Here is a 17948-nt window from a genome sequence, read left to right as displayed (position 1 = left end):
TGCGACTTCATGCGACGGTTCGGATTGCTGCGCGAGCAACCAGTAAAGTGATGCGTGACGAGTATGATTTTTCGCTTCATGAGACGGCCTTGATACCGGAAGACATTGCTCGGTTTTTAGTGTTTTTGGGTATGACGTTCGGCGTTGCGCAGGCCTTCCTCAACAAAGGCGCGCGCAGAGGCGCGGACATCGCTGTAGCGGCGAGCCGGCCGTATTATTCGGCAAAAGAAAAAAGTCAGTGCAATACATTAAAAAATAAAGTTGTTCAACTTGTTTCAAGTGCACGCAAGCGCTGACGAACTATCGTAGTTAAGACTTTTCGAGTTCGTTAACCGTGCCTGCGTGCACCCGCCAGAATCATTATTTGCTGGCGAATCGTTTATCCAGCACGGCTGGCCAGTCCTGGGAGTTCACAATGCCAAGGACTTTCAACTGCCCGTCAGCGGTAACCGAGACGAACAGGGCACTGGTGTACTCACTGGTGGGGGCATGCTTGAAGCCGGCCTGTTTCTCGAAGTCACTGATGCAGCCGCTGTGGGTGACCAGCACCAGATTGCGATGAGCCGTTTTGTGTGCAACCACATCGTCACGCATGGTCTTGCCACATTGAGCCAGCCAGTCCTGATGCGTCGCTTCTTTGCCGAACATGTATTGCGCGGTTTGCATCGTACGGGTCGCCGGGCTGCTGAATACATCCGCATGGTCCATGCCCAGGGCGTTGAATCCTTTGCCCACTTCTGTCGATGCCGCGCTGCCTACCTGGGTAATGCCATCGACAGGGCCCAGGCAAGGGTTTTTCGACTGATCGCAACGTTCGGCATGTCGAACCAGCACCGCCACGTCCCCAGCCTGCCAGTGTTCGAATACACCGGCAGTTGCCATGTGATTTCCTTCCGCCAGCATCGCAGGAGAGCGGGGCCACAAGGCGAAACCGGTGACCAGTGCTGCCACGATCACTGCCGAGGCTACGAGGGTCACTTTCATGAAGCGGTTTTTGATCGCCCGTTTAGGCGAGTCCTTGGGCATTGCAGAATTAACCACGCCTGTCACCTGTAAATAGTATTGGGACGAAGAATTTAGACATCGTTCAAGCAGGCAGCTTAGTCAGTACATAAAAACGCGAGCATTGAAGGTCGATTTGTGCCGGCCAATTTAGGGGCGGGCAGGTGGGGGATAAGTGAAACGAATGTGAAAATTTCGCTGGGATTCTTAACCTTCCCTTAATGAAGGCTAAATAGTTGATTTTAAGTGCATTGCCAACCATGGACGCCGCCTCGCCGGGACCGCAAATGTGGTCGTCGGGAAGGCGGCAAGTGCCCGCTCAGGCATAGTTGTTTCAAGTTGCTTCGTGGAGCGGTTTCCCCAACAGATCGATTCGGCAACCCGGGCCCGCGTCGTAAGCCGCCAGTTTCATGTCGTGCAACCGCGCCACCGCCGAGACCATGCTCAAACCCAATCCGTTGCCGGGGGTGTGGCGGCTCAACTCAGAACGGTAGAGCCGGCGAAATACCGCCTCGCGCTCGGCTTCCGGAATGCCCGGACCGTTATCGGTTACCCGAATACCGATGCCCGCTGCATCGCTAATAACGCTGAGACTGACGCTGCTATGGTCGGGAGAGAACTTGATCGCGTTGTCCAGCAGATTGCAGCACGCATCGAACAGCAATTGGGCATCGCCTGCGATCAGTGATGGCTGCGCGTTGGCATGGAACGCCAGGCTGATACCGCGTTCTTCGGCCAGCGGCTCATAGAGTTCGGCGGCATCGGCGCCAATCAGGTTCAGATCGACCGGCGCAAAGTGGCTGCGTCGCGCACTGTCCTCAATCTCCGAAATGCGCAGCAAGGCACGGAATGTCATCAGCAAGCCCTTGGCCTCGGTCAGGGCCGAGTCAATGCTGGTGGCGTACTCGTCTTCGCGCAAACCTCGGCGCTGCGCGCGCTCAAGGCCCGCGATCAGCCGGGTCAGCGGTGTGCGAAGGTCGTGGGCGATGTCGTCGCAGACACCTTTGACTTCGCTCATCAAGCGTTCCAGCTCATCCAGCATGCTGTTGACAACATGGGCCAGACGGTCGATGTCATCGTTGTTGCCCAGGGTAGGCAAGCGGCCACTCAAGTCGCCCTCGATAATGCCTTTGATCGAGTTGCTCAATTTGTCGAGCCGACGCCGCGCCGAGTAGCCGAGGCCGATTGCACCTAACAGGCCGACCACCAGCAGCAGGACCCCACCGGAAACCAGCGCATGGACCAACAGTTCATCAAACTCGCCGATGTCATGCATGTCCTGGGCGACCAGCAAGGTTTTGCCGTCTTCCAGTTTATGGACAATAAACCGCACTGGACGGGAGCGATCGTTGGTTTTTTGCCAGTCGAACTCGGCGGGTCGATCATATTTTTTGAACGCCGGCAGTTGATGGATGGCGCCGACAATGTACTGGCCGTTTTCATCGAACAAACTATGGGGCAGGCGGCCTTCTGTGTCCGAGTTCGCGTGTTTGCGGATTTCCTCTTCACGCAGCTGCGGGGTTTGCTGGCTGCGACTCTCTACCTGACGATAGAGCGCGGTGTCGGCCTCGGTCTTCAGGTAAAACGCGGTCTGCCAGTAAATGTACCCGAACAGCGCCAGAAACGAGCAACCGAACAGCCCGAGGAATATCAGGCCCGTGCGAAAACTGATGGTGCGCGGAATCTCACTCAGGTGAACGGAGAACATAACCGGCCCCCCGGATGGTGTGAATCATCTGCGCTTCGCCTTCGGCGTCGATCTTGCGACGCAGGCGACCGATATGCACTTCGATGACATTGGTGCGCTCGTCATAGCTGTAATTCCACACGGCTTCAAACAACATCGTGCGCGTCACCACCTGTTCGGCGTTGCGCATCAGGTGTTCCAACAACGCATATTCACGCGGCACCAGGTCGATGGTTCGATCGCCACGGCGCACGCTGCGTCGCAACAGATCGACGTGCAGGTTGCCGACACGCAACTGATTGTCCGGCTCGCGGGTAGCGGGTTCGGCACGGCGGCGGCTCAAGGCATCCAGCCGCGCGGTGAGTTCGATGAACTCGAAGGGCTTGGTCAGGTAGTCATCGCCACCGGCGCGCAAGCCTCGAACACGTTCATCCAGGGCACTCAGGGCACTGAGGATCAAGACCGGCGTGCTCACGCTCGCCGCACGCAAGGCAGTCAAGACGCCCAGCCCATCGATGCCGCCGGGCAGCATCCGGTCGAGGACGATCAGGTCGAAGGGCTCGCTGAGGGCTTTGAGCAAGCCGTCACGGCCGTTGTTCACGCAGGTGACCGTAAAGCCGTGATCCTGCAGTGCTGCTTCAATTTCGCGAGCGGTGGAGCTGTCGTCTTCGACGACCAGAACATGGGTCATGGCAGTTGAACCGGTCACTAGAAGGAGTGGATAGATGGCATAGTGTGTCAAATCCAGGCAGACGCCAACGTCGCCGCCGGATAAATAAAAGTTTAGGTTTCTGTTATAGAGAGAAAGCCCCTTGCGCATTCTAGTGGTTGAAGACGATGCCCAGACCGCGACCTACCTGTTACGTGGGTTGACGGAAAGCGGGCACGTGGTGGATGTCGCCGAAGAAGGCAACGATGGCCTGGCCATGGCGCTGGAAGGGATTCATGACGCGCTGATTGTCGACCGGCGCCTGCCGGGGCTCGACGGCATCGCGCTGGTGCGGGCCATCCGCAGTCGCGGCTTGCGCATTCCGGTGTTGATGCTCAGCGCTCAGTCCACCACTGCGCAAAAAGTCGAAGGCCTGCAAGCCGGTTGCGATGATTACCTGGCCAAACCCTATGCCTTCGCTGAAGTACTGGCGCGACTCGAAGCCTTGCTGCGTGGCGCCGATCAGCCGAGCGCGGCAGGGCGCAAGCTGATAGTGGGAGAACTCGAACTCGACTGCGCGACGCGTACGGCGGTGCGTCAGGGCCGCAGTATCGCCTTGCAGCAGCGCGAAGCGTTATTGCTGGAAAAGCTCATGCGTCACAGCGGCCAGGTGGTGACCCGCGACATGCTGCTCGACAGTGCCTGGGATTACGCCTTCGACCCCAATGACAATGTCATCGACAAGCATATCCATCGGCTGCGTCGAAAACTGGACGAGGGTTTCGAGTACTCCCTGATCAAGACCATTCCGGGCGCGGGTTACAGCTTCCAGCCCGGTCCTTAGGGTAATGCCAGTCAGCTAACGGAAATCTATCGCCTGGTGATCCATTGTGGCGAGGGAGCTTGCTCCCGCTCGGCCGCGAAGCGGTCGTAATCCGGCAATCGCGTTCTATCTGGGTATTTGCGGTGGCTGATTTTAGGGTCGCTTCGCGACCCAGCGGGAGCAAGCTCCCTCGCCACAGGTTTTGTGTTCGGCGTGCTTTTCCCTTAACTGACTGGCATTGGCCCCGAGCCTGATTAAACAAAAGTTTACCTACAGGCGAACGCTCTGCTAGGCGCTACAGGCTATCTTCGGCTGATTCGTGGACTAGCTCCACAAACGTTTCAGCCGGAGATCGCGTGCCAATGTCAGTTGCAACCTCACCGAGGCGTAACTTTTTATCAATATCGGTGCTTCTGGGCGTATTGATGCTCGGTGGCTGCTCGATGGTGCCCACTTACCACCAGCCGCAATTGCCGCTGGCGAAAAGCTGGAACGGCGCCGAGCAAACGTCCGCTGCGCGAGGCGGGCAGTGGTGGAGCGAATTTCACAGTGCTGAACTCAATAACCTGATCGCCCGCGGCCTCTCGGCCAATTACACCCTTAAAGCCGCGGCCAGCCGCATTGAAGAAGCCCGCGCTTCGGCTCAGGTCGTCGGCGCTGGTCAATATCCGACGCTGGCGCTGGGCGGCAATGTCCAGCGTCAGAGCAATTACGGCACCACGAAAAAAAGCAGCGTGTTCGCCGAAGCGACCTACGAACTGGACTTCTGGGGCAAACAGCGCGCCGCCGCCGATTCCGCCGACGCACTGGCCAATGCCAGCGTGTTCGATGCACAAACCTTGCGCATGAGCCTGGGGGCGAGCATCGCCGACAGCTACTTCCAGGTGTTGTCGCTGGAGGAACGGCTGCGCTTGGCCCAGTCGATCGCCGATGACGCCAAGCAGGTACTCGACCTGGTCGAAGTCCAGGCCAGTCAGGGTGCCGTGTCCAATTTGGAGGTGGCGCAGCAACGCAACGCCTTGCAAACCTTCCAGGCCGCGATGCCGCCCCTGCGGCAGCAGCGCGATCTGGCGCTCTACCAATTGGCGGTGCTGGTGGGCGAGACGCCGCAAGGTTTCCACCTGCAAAGCTCCGGCCTCGACGGTTTGCAGGTTCCGAGCCCGTCCGCCGGATTACCCATCGGCCTGCTGCGTCAGCGGCCCGATGTGCAAGCGGCTGAAGCGCGGCTGATCTCCGCCAACTTCGATGTTGGGGTCGCTCGTGCAGCGTTCTTGCCGAATCTGTCACTGGACTTGATCGGCGGCATCGACACCATTGCCGGCGGCAGTATCTGGAGCGCGGTTGGCACATTGGCCCAACCGGTGTTCACCGGCGGCCAGCTCAACGGCCAGTTGCACTTTGATCAGGCCCACGCGCAGGAACTGACCGCCAGTTACCGCGAATCGGTGATCGAGGCGCTGCAAGACGTCGAAACCCAACTGAGCGCCAATCGCGAACTGGATAAAAGCTATGCCTTGAATCAGGCCGCGGTGGACTCCGCCCGTGAGGCCGCGAGGTTAGCGCAGGTTCGTTACCGGCTGGGCTCCACCGACTTTCAGACCTTGCTGATCGTCGAGCGCACCCAGTACCAGGCCGAAGACACGCTGTTGCAGGTGCGCCTGCAACACCTGCAGGCCGCCGTCGGTTTGTTTCGCGCGCTGGGCGGTGACTTCACGCCCGACACCCTCGCTTCCCTTTCTCCTTCCCAGGCGTCTCACCCATGAATGCTAAGCCACGCGTTGTGAACCCTCGCCATCGAGCACTCTCCTGGGCGCTGCTGGTCCTCCTGCTAGGCGCCGGCGTCGGCGGCTTTCAGTGGATCAAACGGGCCCAGGCCGCGCCCACCAAGGCTGAAGCCACAGCAGTGCCGGTGCAACTGACGCAGGTGAGCCGACAGGACCTGCCGATCTGGCTCAGTGCGATTGGCAACGTCCAGCCGCTCAACAGCGTCAATGTGCGGGTTCGGGTGGACGGCGAGTTGCAGAAAGTCCTGTTCAAGGAAGGCCAGACGGTGAATGCCGGCAGTCTGCTGGCGGTGATCGATCCACGGGTCTATCAGGCGCAAGTGGCCCAGGCGCAAGCGCTGGTGGCCAAGGATCAGGCGCAGTTGGCCGACCTGCGGGTCAATCTGGACCGGGCCAGCAAACTGGCAGCGGCCAAGGCCGGCCCGACCCAGGATGTTGACACCTACCGCGCCCAATTGGCCGCGCAACAGGCCACGGTGCAGGCTGACCAGGCGGCACTGGACAACGCGCGCCTGCAACTGGAGTTCACTCAGGTCAAAGCGCCGCTGACCGGGCGTACCGGCCAGCGTTTGCTGGATGTCGGCGCCATCGCCCACGGCGCGGAAGCCACAGGTCTGGTGACCATCACCCAGATGAACCCGATTTCAGTGGCCTTCGCCGTCTCCCAGGATGAACTGCCGCAGATCCTTGCAGAAAACGCCAGGAATGCCTTGCAGGTAGTCGCCATGACCCGCGACGGCCAGCAGGAAATCGCGCGCGGTCATCTGAGCTTCATTGACAGCCAAGTCGCAGCGGCCAGCGGTCAGATCCAGTTGAAGGCCGAATTCGACAACAGTGCCAACCAGTTGTGGCCCGGCGAGTTGGTCAGCGCACGCTTGCTGGTCAATACCCGTCAGGACGTCACGGTAGTGCCGGCCAACGCCGTGCAGTTCGGCCGTCAGGGTAACTTTGTTTATGTGGTGGGCACCGATCAACGCGTGCAGCCGCGCCAGGTCGATGCCGCCGCGGTGGTCGATGGCAAACAGTGGATTCGTCAGGGGCTGACTGCCGGAGAAACGGTGGTCGTGCAAGGTCAGTCACGCATCGCGCCGGGCGTCAAAGTCACGTCGATCAAGGCTGACGAAGCCGCCGCGCTGGTGTCCGCCACGCCGGTGGAGAATGCGCAATGAACGGACTCGCCGGACTGATTCAACGACGGGTTGGCCTGAGCCTGTTGGCGCTTGGGGTCATGCTGCTGGGGGCTTTCGCTTACTTCCAATTGCCGGTGGCACCGCTGCCCACCGTTGATTTTCCGACCATTCAGGTGACCGCCAAACTCTCCGGGGCCAGCGCCGAGACCATGGCTTCATCGGTGGCGACGCCACTGGAAAGAGCCTTTGCCGCTGTTCCTCAAGTCACCTCGATGACTTCATCGAGCGCGGCCGGCAAAACCCAGATTGTCTTGCAGTTCGACCTGTCGCGGAACATCGACGGCGCTGCACAGGATGTGCAGACCGCGATCAACACCGCCACCCCGAACCTGCCGAAGACCATGACCAGCACCCCGACCTTCAACAAGGTCAACCCGGCGGAAGGGACGGTGTTGTCGCTGGCTGTGACATCGCCGACGCGCACGCTGCCGGAACTCGACCGTTACGCGGACAACTACATTGCCCAGCGTTTGTCGCAGATGCCCGGCGTCGGCCTGGTGGATTTCCATGGCGAACAGAAACCGGCGGTGCGCATTCAGATCGACCCGGATGCGCTGGCCGCACGTGGCCTGAGCCTGGAAGACGTGCGCAGCGTGATCGGTGTCAGTACCGTGGATCAGCCCAAGGGCACCCTTGACGGGCAGACCCGTTCCATCACCCTCGGCGCGACCGACCAGATGCTCGACCCGCAGCATTACCGCGATCAGGTCATTGCCTATAAAAACGGCATGCCGATCAAGCTCGGCGACCTCGGTCGGGTGATTGCCGGCGCCGAAGACACCCAGCAGGCCGCGCAGTTGGGCGGTGAGCCGACGGTGATCGTCGACATCCACAAGCAACCGGGATTCAACCTGCTGTCGACCATCGCCACGATCAAGGCCAAGCTGCCCGAACTGACCGCGTCCTTGCCGCGTGATGTACAGGTGCAGGTGGTGGGTGATCGGACTCAAACCATCGAAGCCTCGGTCAACGACATGCAGTTCACCTTGCTGTTGTCGATTGCCCTGGTGGTCGTGGTGATCTTCGTGTTTCTGCGCAAGGCCACTGCCACCCTGATCCCGAGCCTGACCATTCCGCTGTCACTGGTGTCGACCTTCGGCGTCATGTATTTGCTGGGCTACAGCCTGGACAACCTGTCGATCATGGGCCTGGCGATTGCCGTTGGCTTTGTGGTGGACGATGCCATCGTGGTGATGGAAAACATCGTGCGCCATCTGGAGATGGGCAAGTCGCGCCTGCAATCGGCGGTCGATGGCTTGCGCGAAGTGGCGTTCACCATTGTCTCGATGACGGTGTCGCTGATCGCGGTGTTTTTGCCGATCCTGTTGATGTCAGGGATCGTCGGGCGCTTGATGCGCGAGTTCGCGGTCACGGTCAGCGTGGCGATCATCATGTCCTGCATCGTCTCGCTGACCATCACGCCGATGCTCTGCGCCTGGCTGCTCAAACCCCATGCCGAGAGCGAGGAGGGGCGTTTCGCCCAGGCCTGCGAGCGGGTATTCACCGGCCTGCACGATGGCTATCGCCGCAGCCTCGACTGGGTACTCGACCATCAGCGCCTGACCCTCGGCGTGACACTGGCCACGTTGCTGGCGACGGCGGTGTTGTACGTCAGCATTCCCAAGGGCTTCTTCCCGCAGCAGGATAACGGCCTGATCCAGGGCATCGCCGAATCCGCTGCCGATATTTCGCCGTTGGCCATGCGAGACCAGGTCAATCGCGTCGCCGAGGTCATCGGTCATGACCCGGCGGTGGCCAAGGTGTATTTCTGGATTGGCCCGAACCCGACCGTCAGCCAGGGCAAGGTGATGATCAACCTCAAGCCGTTCAGCGAGCGCACCGACAGTGCCCGCGAGGTGATCAGCCGCTTGCAGCCGGCCCTCGATCAGTTGTCCGGCGTCAAGGTCTACCTGCAGGCCAACCAGGACATCCAGATCGGTGGCCGCGCCAGTAAAACCCAGTACCAGTACACCCTTCAGGACCCGGACAGTGCCGAGCTGGATCACTGGAGCGGGGTATTGCTGGAAAAACTCAAGACCTTGCCGCAACTGCAACACGTGACATCTGACCAGCAACAGGCGATTCCTCAGGCAACCCTGGTGATCGACCGGGCCACGGCGGCGCGCCTGGGCGTGACGGTGCAGTCCATTGACGACGTGCTGTACGACGCCTTCGGGCAGCGTCAGGTCGCGACGATGTTCACCCAACTCGACCAGAACCACGTGATTCTCGAACTGGACCCGCACTGGCAGACGTCCACCACCACGCTTGAGCATTTATACGTGCGCGCAAACTCGGGAACCCTGGTGCCACTGAGTCTGTTGGCGAGCATCAAGACCGAGCAGGTGCCGATCATCATCAACCACCAAGGGGTGTTTCCGGCCATTACCCTGTCGTTTGACCTGGCGTCCGGCCAGGCCCTGAGCGATGCAGTCAGCGCGATCAACCAAGCGTCCCTGGCAGTGGCGATGCCTGACTCCGTCGTGGGTAGTTTCCAGGGCACCGCCCAGGCATTCCAGGACTCGCTCAAATCCCAGCCCTGGCTGATTCTGGCGGCGATTCTGACCGTCTACATCGTGCTGGGCGTGCTGTACGAGAATGCCATTCACCCGTTGACGATCATCTCGACCCTGCCGTCTGCCGGGTTCGGTGCGCTGCTGGCACTGATGCTGTGTGGACAGGACCTGTCGGTACTTGGGATGATCGGCATTATTTTGCTGATCGGCATCGTCAAGAAGAACGCGATCATGATCGTTGACTTCACGCTGTCGGCCCAGCAACGTGGCCTGTCCGCCAGAGAGGCCGTGCGTGAAGGGTGTCTGTTACGATTGCGCCCTATCTTGATGACCTCACTGGCGGCATTGCTCGGTGCGGTGCCCTTGGCGTTCGGCCACGGTGCCGGCTCGGAGCTTCGCCAACCATTGGGCATCGCCATCGTTGGTGGCCTGGCGGTATCGCAGATCCTGACGTTGTACACCACACCGGTTGTCTACCTTTGGTTTGAGCGTCGGCGTCGCGGGCAAACGCTCGTCGCGCAGGACATCAAGGTGTGAAACCGGTCTTCGAACACTGGAAAGACATGGACTCCAAACAGAGCCTGACAAAAAGGATTGTGATTGTTTTCGCATTGATGACTGCGTTTGTCGCGGGGGTCTTTGCGGTCGGCATTGTCGTGACCGTGCATGTCGTTGAAGGAAAGCTCACCACCACCAGTCTGAGCGGTGGGCTGCAACGTTTGCTGCTGATGGACAACACCGATGACTGGACCCATCGACCGGAGAAAGACGAGTTTTTTTTCTTTGAGGGCGGGCTGGGCGAAATGGCTCCGGACGAGCAGCTCAAGGCGCTGCACCCCGGCTTTCAGGAAATTGTCTATGACGGCGAGGACTACTACGCCATGGTGCGGGTGGTCGACGGTCGCCAATACATCCTGCTCAAGGATCAGCGAAGCCACGAACAACGCGAACGGTTGTTGTACGCGGTGGTGATTGTCGGGTTCGTGTTGAGCATCCTGCTGGCGATTCTGTTGGGTTGGCTGCTGGCCCGACGCGTCATGGCGCCGGTGATCCGTCTGGCGCGCCAGGTGCGTCACCGCGACCAGTTACTGGAACTCGCACCGCCGCTGGCACCCGAGTACGCCGTCGACGAGGTTGGCGAACTGGCCGTTTCCTTTGATCAAACCCTGGGTCGACTGCGTGAGGCACTGGGCCGGGAAAAACTCTTCACCAGCGATGTGAGCCACGAGCTGCGCACCCCGTTGATGGTGCTCGCCAGTTCGTGTGAGCTGTTGCTGAGCAATCGTGCCCTGGATCAACGCTCGATGGCTCAGATCAGCCGTATTGCCAGGGCCAGCGATGAAATGCGGCAACTGGTCGACACGTTCCTGATGCTGGCGCGTGACCGGGACAACGACTCCGGCAACGGTGTCAACGCGTCGTTGAAAGAAGTCGCCGATGCGCTGGCGGAGATATGGGGCCGGCTGATCCGGGAAAAAGGCCTGGAGTTCATCTACCTCGACGAGCAGGCCTCAAACACCCACTATAATCTGACATTCCTGCAATCGGTGATGGGCAACCTGCTACGCAACGCCTGGCACTACACGGATCATGGCTTCATTCGCCTGACCCTGCGTGACCAAGGCTTCAGCGTGGAAGACAGCGGAATCGGCATTCCGGAAGAAAAACGCCATGCGATGTTCCAGCCCTTTGTCAGGGGCGACGAACACCGAGGCGAAGGGCTGGGATTGGGGCTGTCGCTGGTCCAGCGGATCTGCACCAACCAGAACTGGCGAGTGGAACTCACCACCTGCGAACCCCACGGCTGCCACTTCGCCGTAGACCTGACAGCGCGCCAGGAGCAACTCCCGCTCTGACGGGGATAGTGCATAGGTATCTGCACAACAATGAAATACGGCGGATGAACCGCCCGTAGCAGCTGTCGAGCCCGCGAGGCTGCGTTCGGCTGCGAAGCGGTCGTAAAATCGGGCAGCGCGTTCTATCAGGCAATCCGCGTATATAGGATTTACGAGGACTTCGTCCTCGAACGCAGCCTCGCGGGCTCGACAGCTGCTACGGGATAGTTCTGCACCGCATTTCAATTTATGCCCGTTGGTCGGTCTACTTGAGGTGCCTGTCGATTTGCGGTCCTGCGGATCGACTAACCGGTAAATCAGTGACGCATTTCAACGAGGAGAGTGATCATGCCCTATGTCGATGGCTTTATTGCCGCTGTACCCACCGCCAACCGTGAAAAATTCAAGCAGCACGCCGAGTTCATGGCCGCCATTTTCAAAGAGAACGGCGCATTGAGCGTCACCGAATGCTGGGGGGACGACGTGCCCGAAGGCAAGGTGACCTCGTTCCCGATGGCGGTGAAACTCAAGGAAGGCGAGACCGTGGTGTTCTCGTGGATCCTCTGGCCGGACCGCAAAACGCGTGACACCGGCATGCAACAGTTCATGGACGACCCTCGAGTCCGTTCGGAGGGCAACTCGATGCCCTTCGATGGTCAGCGGATGATCTTCGGCGGCTTCGAGACGATCGTAAACGTGTGAGGTTCGTTGCGTGACCCAAGGGCGGGGCGAGCAAGGACGCAGCCCCGTCCCTATTCCTGAACGGTGATCCTGCAACTCTTGCGATTGCGGATCTCATCATCCGTCGGCCGCTCTTTGACAAACTCAAAGCGCGGTTCGCCCTCGTTGTACGTGACCAGCCAACCCCACTCCAGTTCAGATTCATCCTGCCCCGGCTTGGGCGGTGCAGCCCACCATGGCTCTTTGCTGACAATCTGGCGCATACCCCCTCCACGCGGTTTGGATCCCTTCAACTATAACGTGGATGGCCAGGGGTGCCAGATTGTGTCGGGTGAGGGGGCAATCATGTCGATCGCCACGGCATCGCCCGTTCGGACTAGGCAAGGCTAACGATTCTGCCGGTGGCGGCGCTCGCCACACTCGATGGCCTAAGGGGTGAACACCTCGCCAGACGAGCAGAAGGCGCCGCGATGGACTTTGCATTCAGCGACGAGCAGGAAATGATTCGCGCATCGGCCGAAGGTTTTCTCGCCGATGTCTCCGACTGTGCCGCCGTGCGTGCGGCCATGGTCAGTGAGCAGGGGTATGACAGCGCGCTGTGGCAGCGCCTGTGCAGCGAAATGTATTGGCCGGCGATCCATATTCCCGAAGCCTTCGGTGGTTTGGGGCTGGGCTTTGTCGAGTTGTCGGTTTTGCTGGAACAGATGGGCCGGCGTTTGCTCTGCTCGCCATTCTTCGCCACCGCCTGCATGGCCACACCCGCGTTGTTACTGGCGGCGAGTCCTGCGCAACAACAGCGCTGGTTGCCGCAGATTGCCGATGGCCGCATCACCGCCACGCTGGCGTTCACCAGTGGTAACGGCTGGGCGGCCGAGGATGTGCAAGCCACGGTGGTGGCCGAAGGTTCGGGGTTTGTCCTCGACGGCACCCTGACTCACGTACTCGATGGCCAAAGCGCCGACCTGTTGATCATTGCCGCACGAACTCCTGGTTCGACCGGAGAAGCCGGCATCAGCCTGTTTGCCGTCGAGGCCAACCGTGTCGGGATCAACCGGCAGATGTTGCCGACTATGGACCAGACTCGCCGTCAGGCGCGGATCGAACTGAACCACCTGTACCTCGAAGCGGACTGCCTGCTCGGCACCGTCGGCGCGGGTTGGCCGGTCCTTGATCAGGTGCTGCAACTGGCCTGTATCGCCCTCGCCGCCGAGCAGACCGGTGGCGCGCAGCAGGTGCTGGACTTGAGTGTTGCCTACATGCAGGAACGTCAGCAGTTCGGTCGGCCCATCGCCAGTTTTCAAGCCCTTAAACACCGCGCCGCCGACATGATGCTGCAGGTCGAGTGCGCGCGTTCGGCCAGCTATTACGCGGCTTGCGTGGCGCAGGAAGTGCTCGACCCACACGGCGATCCGCAGGTCGCGGCGCAATTACCACTGGCCGCAGCGTTGGCCAAGGCTCAGTGCTCGGAGAGCTATTTCCACTGTGCTGCCGAGTCGATCCAGCTGCACGGTGGTGTGGGCTTCACCTGGGAATACGACCCGCATCTGTATTTCAAACGGGCCCGGGCCAGCGAAAGCTTTCTCGGCGCACCTGCCTGGCACCGTGAGCGGATTGCCATGCAGATTCTCGGAGAACAGCCATGAAGATCGGTTTCAGCGAGCAGGATGAGGGCTTCCGTCAGGAGGTCGCCGACTGGATGGCCGCCAACCTCTGCGTCGAGTTCGAGCCGTTGCGCTTTCGTGGCGGACCGGGGGATGAACACAGCTTTCCCGAGGAACGCAAAGCCTGGGAGCGCAAACTCGCCGAAGGTCGCTGGACCTGCGTTGGCTGGTCGCCTGCGCATGGCGGGCGCGGTCTGTCGATCAGTCAGCAAGTGATTTTCCACGAAGAATACGCCCGCGCTGGCGGCCCCGGCCGCATGGGCCATATCGGTGAAGGCCTGGCCGGGCCGACCATCGCCGCATTCGGCACTGAAGAACAAAAGCGTCGTTTGCTGCCGGGGATCGTCAGCGGCAAGGCGTTCTGGTGTCAGGGCTACTCCGAGCCCGGAGCCGGTTCCGACCTGGCCAACGTCAAGACCCGCGCGGTGCTGGATGAGACCACGGGCGAATGGGTGATCAACGGGCAGAAGGTCTGGACCTCGCTGGCCCATGAGTCGGACTGGTGTTTCGTGATCGCCCGCACCGAAGCCGGCAGCGTCGGCCACAAGGGGCTGTCGTTCCTTCTGGTGCCGATGGCCCAGGCCAGCATTAGCGTGCGGCCGATCGAGCAACTGACCGGTACCTCGGAATTCAACGAAGTGTTCTTCGATGACACCCGCACCGCTGCGGCGAATATTGTCGGTGAGCCCGGTGAAGGCTGGAAAATTGCCATGGCGCTGCTCGGCTTCGAACGCGGGGTCTCGACCCTCGGCCAGCAGATGCAGTTTCAAAACGAATTGAACGAAATCATTGCCATCGCCCGATCCAACGGCGCTGCCCGCGACCCGATGCTGCGCCAGCGTCTGGCCGAGGCCTGGAGCGGTTTGCGGATCATGCGCTACAACTCGCTGCGCATGCTCTCGGGTGCGCATGACGGCACGCTGCGCAAAGAAGCGACCATCTACAAACTGTTCTGGTCCACCTGGCACGCCAACCTCGGCAAGCTGGCGATGGACGTGCTCGGTGCCGAAGCCGAACTGCTTGAGGCCGCGCCGTATCGGCTCACGCGCTTGCAGTCGCTGTACCTGTTCAGCCGCGCCGACACCCTCTACGGCGGCAGCAATGAAATCCAGCGCAACATCATCGCCGAACGCGCCTTGGGCATGCCCAAAGAGCCGCGTCCGCGCACCTGATCAAAGGAGTATTTGCATATGTCAGTTCCTCAGTATGTGGCGGGCCATGGCCTGCTGCGCGGCAAGTCGGTGCTGATCACCGCCGCCGCCGGCGCCGGTATCGGTTTTTCCGCAGCCTTGCGCGCCGCCGAAGAAGGCTGCCGGGCGTTGATGCTCAGCGACATCCATGAAGGCCGATTGCGCGAGGCGGTGTTGAAGATCCGCGAAGCCACCGGTTTGACCGAAGTGTACGCAGAGGTCTGCAACGTTGCCGATGAAGCGCAGGTGCAGCATTTGATCGCCTGCGCCGAGCGTGATTTGCAGGGTGTCGATGTGCTGATCAACAACGCAGGCCTGGGCGGTTCGCGGTTGCTGGTGGAGATGCCTGACGAAGAGTGGCACCGGGTACTCGACGTGACGCTCACCGGCACCATGCGTATGACCCGCGCCATGCTGCCGAAGATGATCGAGCGCCGCGCCGGGGTCATCGTCAACAACGCCTCGGTGCTCGGCTGGCGCGCGCAGAAAGAACAGTCCCATTACGCCGCCGCCAAGGCCGGGGTCATGGCGCTGACCCGCTGCGCGGCGGTTGAAGCCGCCGAACACGGGATTCGCATCAACGCCGTGAGCCCGAGCATTGCCTTGCACGACTTCCTCCGCCGCTCGGCACCGCAGGCGGTGCTCGATCAACTGGCCGCCAACGAAGCCTTCGGGCGGGCCGCCGAAGTCTGGGAAGTGGCCAACGTGATGATGTTCCTGGCCAGCGATTACAGCTCCTACATGACCGGCGAAGTATTGTCGGTTTCCAGTCAGAGGGCTTGAACATGCCACGGATATTCAACACCCCCCACGAACTGCCCGGCGCGGTGGGCGAAGCGCTTGGCGTCAGCGACTGGCTGCTGCTGGAGCAGTCGCGCATCGATCTGTTTGCCGACGCGACCGGCGATCACCAATGGATTCACGTCGATCCGCTCAAGGCGGCCACCGGGCCGTTCGGTGCCTGCATTGCTCATGGTTACCTGAGCCTGTCGCTGGTGAACCTGTTTTTGCCGCAGATCGTCGAGGTCCGCGGGATTGCCATGGGCGTCAACTATGGCTGCGAGCGGGTGCGTTTTCCCAATGTGGTTCACGTCGGCTCGCAGGTGCGTGGCAGTGCGCAACTGATGGCGGTCGAGCAGGTCAAGGGCGGAGTCCAGGCGACCATCCGCGTCAGCGTCGAGATCGAGGGTCAGGCACGTCCAGGCTGCGTGGTCGACACCATCAGTCGCTATTACCCGGCCTGAACATTTCAGCCGCTTATTCGAGGATTCCAGCATGAAAGAAGCCGTCATCGTTTCCACTGCACGCACGCCGATAGGCAAGGCTTTTCGCGGTGCCTTCAACGACACGGAGGCGCCGCAACTGGGCGGCCACGTGGTGCGCGAAGCGGTACGCCGCGCCGGCATCGAACCGGGTGAAGTAGACGACGTGCTGATGGGCGCCGCCGCCCAGCAAGGTACCCAGTCTTACAACCTCGGGCGTCTCTGTGCGATTGCCGGCGGCTTGCCGGGTTCGGTCGCCGGAATGGCCATCGAGCGCCAGTGCGCCTCGGGGTTGATGAGCATCGCCACGGCTGCCAAGGGCATCATGTGCGATGAAATCGACATCGCCGTGGCCGGTGGCCTGGAGTCGATTTCGCTGGTACAGAACACATTCAAGAACACCTACCGCAACCAGTCCGGTGCCGTGATTGAACTGGACCCGCGGGCTTACATCCCGATGATCGAAACCGGTGAAATCGTCGCCGAGCGTTACGGCATCTCCCGCGAAGAGCAGGACGAATACAGCTACCAGAGCCAGGTGCGCACCGCGCTGGCCCAGAGTGCCGGGCTGTTCGACCGCGAACTGGCGCCGATGACCAGCCGCAAGCTGATCGTCGACAAGGCCAGCGGCGAAACCCGTTATGAAACCCTGACCTTGCTGCGCGACGAGTGCAACCGTGCTGACACCACCCGCGAAAGCCTGAGTGCACTGGAGCCGGTGTGGCAGGGCGGGGAGTGGACCGGCAAGGGCCGCTTCATCACTGCCGGCAACGCCTCGCAACTGTCCGACGGCGCCTCGGCCTCGGTGCTGATGAGCGCCAAACTCGCCGAACAGCGTGGGCTTGAGCCGCTGGGTATCTATCGCGGGATGGCGGTGGCCGGGTGCAACGCAGACGAAATGGGCATCGGCCCGGTCTACGCGATTCCCAAACTGCTCAAGCGTCACGGTTTGACGGTGGACCACATCGGTCTTTGGGAATTGAACGAGGCCTTCGCCAGTCAGGTGCTGTACTGCCGCGACACCCTGGGCATTCCCATGGAGCGGATGAACGTCAACGGCGGGGCGATTTCCATCGGCCATCCGTTCGGCATGTCCGGCGCACGGATGGTCGGCCACGCCTTGGTCGAAGGTCAGCGCCGTGGCTTGCGTTACGTGGTGGTGAGCATGTGCATCGGTGGCGGCATGGGCGCAGCGGCGCTGTTCGAAGTGGTCTAGGAGAAAACGATGATCAGTGCAGAGCGGATTCAGGCGAGCATGGCGCGGTATGTCGAACTGGTGGATGCCGGAGATATCGATGGGATTGTCGCGCTCTATGCTACGGACGCGGTGGTCGAAGACCCGGTGGGTAATCCACCGATTCACGGCCTCGCCGCCATCGAGCAGTTTTATCGGCAAGGGCTGGGCGTCAGCAGGGTGTCCGCGACCCTGACCGGCCCGGTGCGAGCGACGCTCAACGGCTGCGGCGCGATGCCGTTTCGGGTCGACATGACGTGGGGCGGGCAAGCGTGCTCGCTGCAGGTGATCGACGTGATGGAGTTCGATGCCGAAGGGCGGATTCGGTCGATGAAAGCCTATTGGAGCCCGGCCAACATCGGCCCGCAGGAAAGTTGATGGAGCGGGAGGGGAGGCTGCGTTTAACCTGGTTAAGCGCAATCCCTGTGGGAGCG

At 61.0% G+C, this 17948-nt stretch carries 17 protein-coding genes; 13 read left to right on the top strand and 4 right to left on the bottom strand.

Annotation, left to right across the window (positions count from 1 at the left end):
- Positions 1 to 50: 50 nt before the first annotated feature.
- Complete coding sequence (locus NTD87_RS11745; protein ID WP_262114104.1) at positions 51 to 296, top strand: hypothetical protein; 246 nt, start codon at positions 51 to 53, stop codon at positions 294 to 296.
- A 64-nt stretch (positions 297 to 360) separates the two neighbouring features.
- Here NTD87_RS11745 and NTD87_RS11740 read toward each other — a convergent pair whose 3' ends face one another.
- The 3 genes from NTD87_RS11740 to NTD87_RS11730 all read right to left on the bottom strand — a co-directional run bounded on the left by NTD87_RS11740 (position 361) and on the right by NTD87_RS11730 (position 3380).
- Positions 361 to 1041 carry a histidine phosphatase family protein gene (locus tag NTD87_RS11740; protein WP_410017485.1) on the bottom strand — a complete coding sequence of 227 codons (681 nt, stop codon included), beginning with the start codon at positions 1039 to 1041 and terminating at the stop codon, positions 361 to 363.
- A 295-nt stretch (positions 1042 to 1336) separates the two neighbouring features.
- Complete coding sequence (locus NTD87_RS11735; RefSeq protein WP_262114103.1) at positions 1337 to 2710, bottom strand: ATP-binding protein; 1374 nt, start codon at positions 2708 to 2710, stop codon at positions 1337 to 1339.
- A complete protein-coding gene (locus NTD87_RS11730; protein ID WP_262114101.1) occupies positions 2688 to 3380 on the bottom strand; it encodes a response regulator transcription factor in 693 nt (230 codons plus the stop codon). The genes NTD87_RS11735 and NTD87_RS11730 overlap by 23 nt, the downstream gene beginning before the upstream one ends.
- Before the next feature lie 121 nt (positions 3381 to 3501).
- On the opposite strand from NTD87_RS11730, the gene NTD87_RS11725 reads away from it, so the two are divergent.
- The 6 genes from NTD87_RS11725 (at position 3502) to NTD87_RS11700 (ending at position 12188) form a co-directional block, all read left to right on the top strand.
- A complete protein-coding gene (locus NTD87_RS11725; protein ID WP_262114100.1) occupies positions 3502 to 4182 on the top strand; it encodes a response regulator transcription factor in 681 nt (226 codons plus the stop codon).
- A 341-nt stretch (positions 4183 to 4523) separates the two neighbouring features.
- Positions 4524 to 5924 (top strand): efflux transporter outer membrane subunit, encoded by a 1401-nt coding sequence (locus tag NTD87_RS11720; RefSeq protein ID WP_262114099.1) that lies wholly within the window; start codon positions 4524 to 4526, stop codon positions 5922 to 5924.
- Positions 5921 to 7114 carry an efflux RND transporter periplasmic adaptor subunit gene (locus NTD87_RS11715; RefSeq protein WP_262114098.1) on the top strand — a complete coding sequence of 398 codons (1194 nt, stop codon included), beginning with the start codon at positions 5921 to 5923 and terminating at the stop codon, positions 7112 to 7114. Before NTD87_RS11720 ends, NTD87_RS11715 begins: the two co-directional genes overlap by 4 nt.
- Entirely contained in the window at positions 7111 to 10188 is a 3078-nt protein-coding gene (locus tag NTD87_RS11710) for an efflux RND transporter permease subunit (protein ID WP_262114097.1), read from the top strand. The genes NTD87_RS11715 and NTD87_RS11710 overlap by 4 nt, the downstream gene beginning before the upstream one ends.
- Positions 10189 to 10214: 26 nt before the next feature.
- Positions 10215 to 11507 (top strand): sensor histidine kinase, encoded by a 1293-nt coding sequence (locus NTD87_RS11705; RefSeq protein WP_262114343.1) that lies wholly within the window; start codon positions 10215 to 10217, stop codon positions 11505 to 11507.
- A gap of 327 nt (positions 11508 to 11834) precedes the next feature.
- On the top strand, positions 11835 to 12188 hold the full coding sequence (locus NTD87_RS11700; RefSeq protein ID WP_262114096.1) for a DUF1428 domain-containing protein: 354 nt from the start codon (positions 11835 to 11837) through the stop codon (positions 12186 to 12188).
- Positions 12189 to 12238: 50 nt separating this feature from the next.
- Here the strand turns inward: NTD87_RS11700 and NTD87_RS11695 are convergent, their stop codons facing one another.
- The gene (locus NTD87_RS11695) at positions 12239 to 12430 is read right to left on the bottom strand and encodes a hypothetical protein (RefSeq protein ID WP_262114095.1); all 192 of its coding nucleotides are present in this window, start codon (positions 12428 to 12430) and stop codon (positions 12239 to 12241) included.
- Between the two features lie 207 nt (positions 12431 to 12637).
- Between NTD87_RS11695 and NTD87_RS11690 the strand changes: the two genes are divergently transcribed.
- The 6 genes from NTD87_RS11690 to NTD87_RS11665 are packed head-to-tail and all read left to right on the top strand — an operon-like array spanning position 12638 to position 17892.
- On the top strand, positions 12638 to 13810 hold the full coding sequence (locus NTD87_RS11690; RefSeq protein WP_262114094.1) for an acyl-CoA dehydrogenase family protein: 1173 nt from the start codon (positions 12638 to 12640) through the stop codon (positions 13808 to 13810).
- Positions 13807 to 15000: an acyl-CoA dehydrogenase family protein gene (locus tag NTD87_RS11685; RefSeq protein ID WP_262114093.1), complete on the top strand. Its 1194-nt coding sequence runs from the start codon at positions 13807 to 13809 to the stop codon at positions 14998 to 15000. The genes NTD87_RS11690 and NTD87_RS11685 overlap by 4 nt, the downstream gene beginning before the upstream one ends.
- An 18-nt stretch (positions 15001 to 15018) precedes the next feature.
- Complete coding sequence (locus tag NTD87_RS11680) at positions 15019 to 15801, top strand: SDR family oxidoreductase (protein ID WP_262114092.1); 783 nt, start codon at positions 15019 to 15021, stop codon at positions 15799 to 15801.
- Between the two features lie 2 nt (positions 15802 to 15803).
- Positions 15804 to 16262 (top strand): MaoC family dehydratase, encoded by a 459-nt coding sequence (locus NTD87_RS11675; protein ID WP_262114090.1) that lies wholly within the window; start codon positions 15804 to 15806, stop codon positions 16260 to 16262.
- 31 nt (positions 16263 to 16293) lie between these two features.
- Positions 16294 to 17496, top strand: a complete 1203-nt coding sequence (locus NTD87_RS11670; protein WP_262114089.1) for an acetyl-CoA C-acyltransferase — start codon at positions 16294 to 16296, stop codon at positions 17494 to 17496.
- 9 nt (positions 17497 to 17505) lie between these two features.
- Positions 17506 to 17892: a steroid Delta-isomerase gene (locus tag NTD87_RS11665; protein ID WP_262114088.1), complete on the top strand. Its 387-nt coding sequence runs from the start codon at positions 17506 to 17508 to the stop codon at positions 17890 to 17892.
- The last annotated feature ends 56 nt before the right edge of the window (positions 17893 to 17948 follow it).

This window comes from Pseudomonas sp. 6D_7.1_Bac1 (assembly GCF_025465945.1).
GTDB lineage: Bacteria > Pseudomonadota > Gammaproteobacteria > Pseudomonadales > Pseudomonadaceae > Aquipseudomonas.
This window is presented reverse-complemented; position numbering and strand designations above follow the sequence as displayed.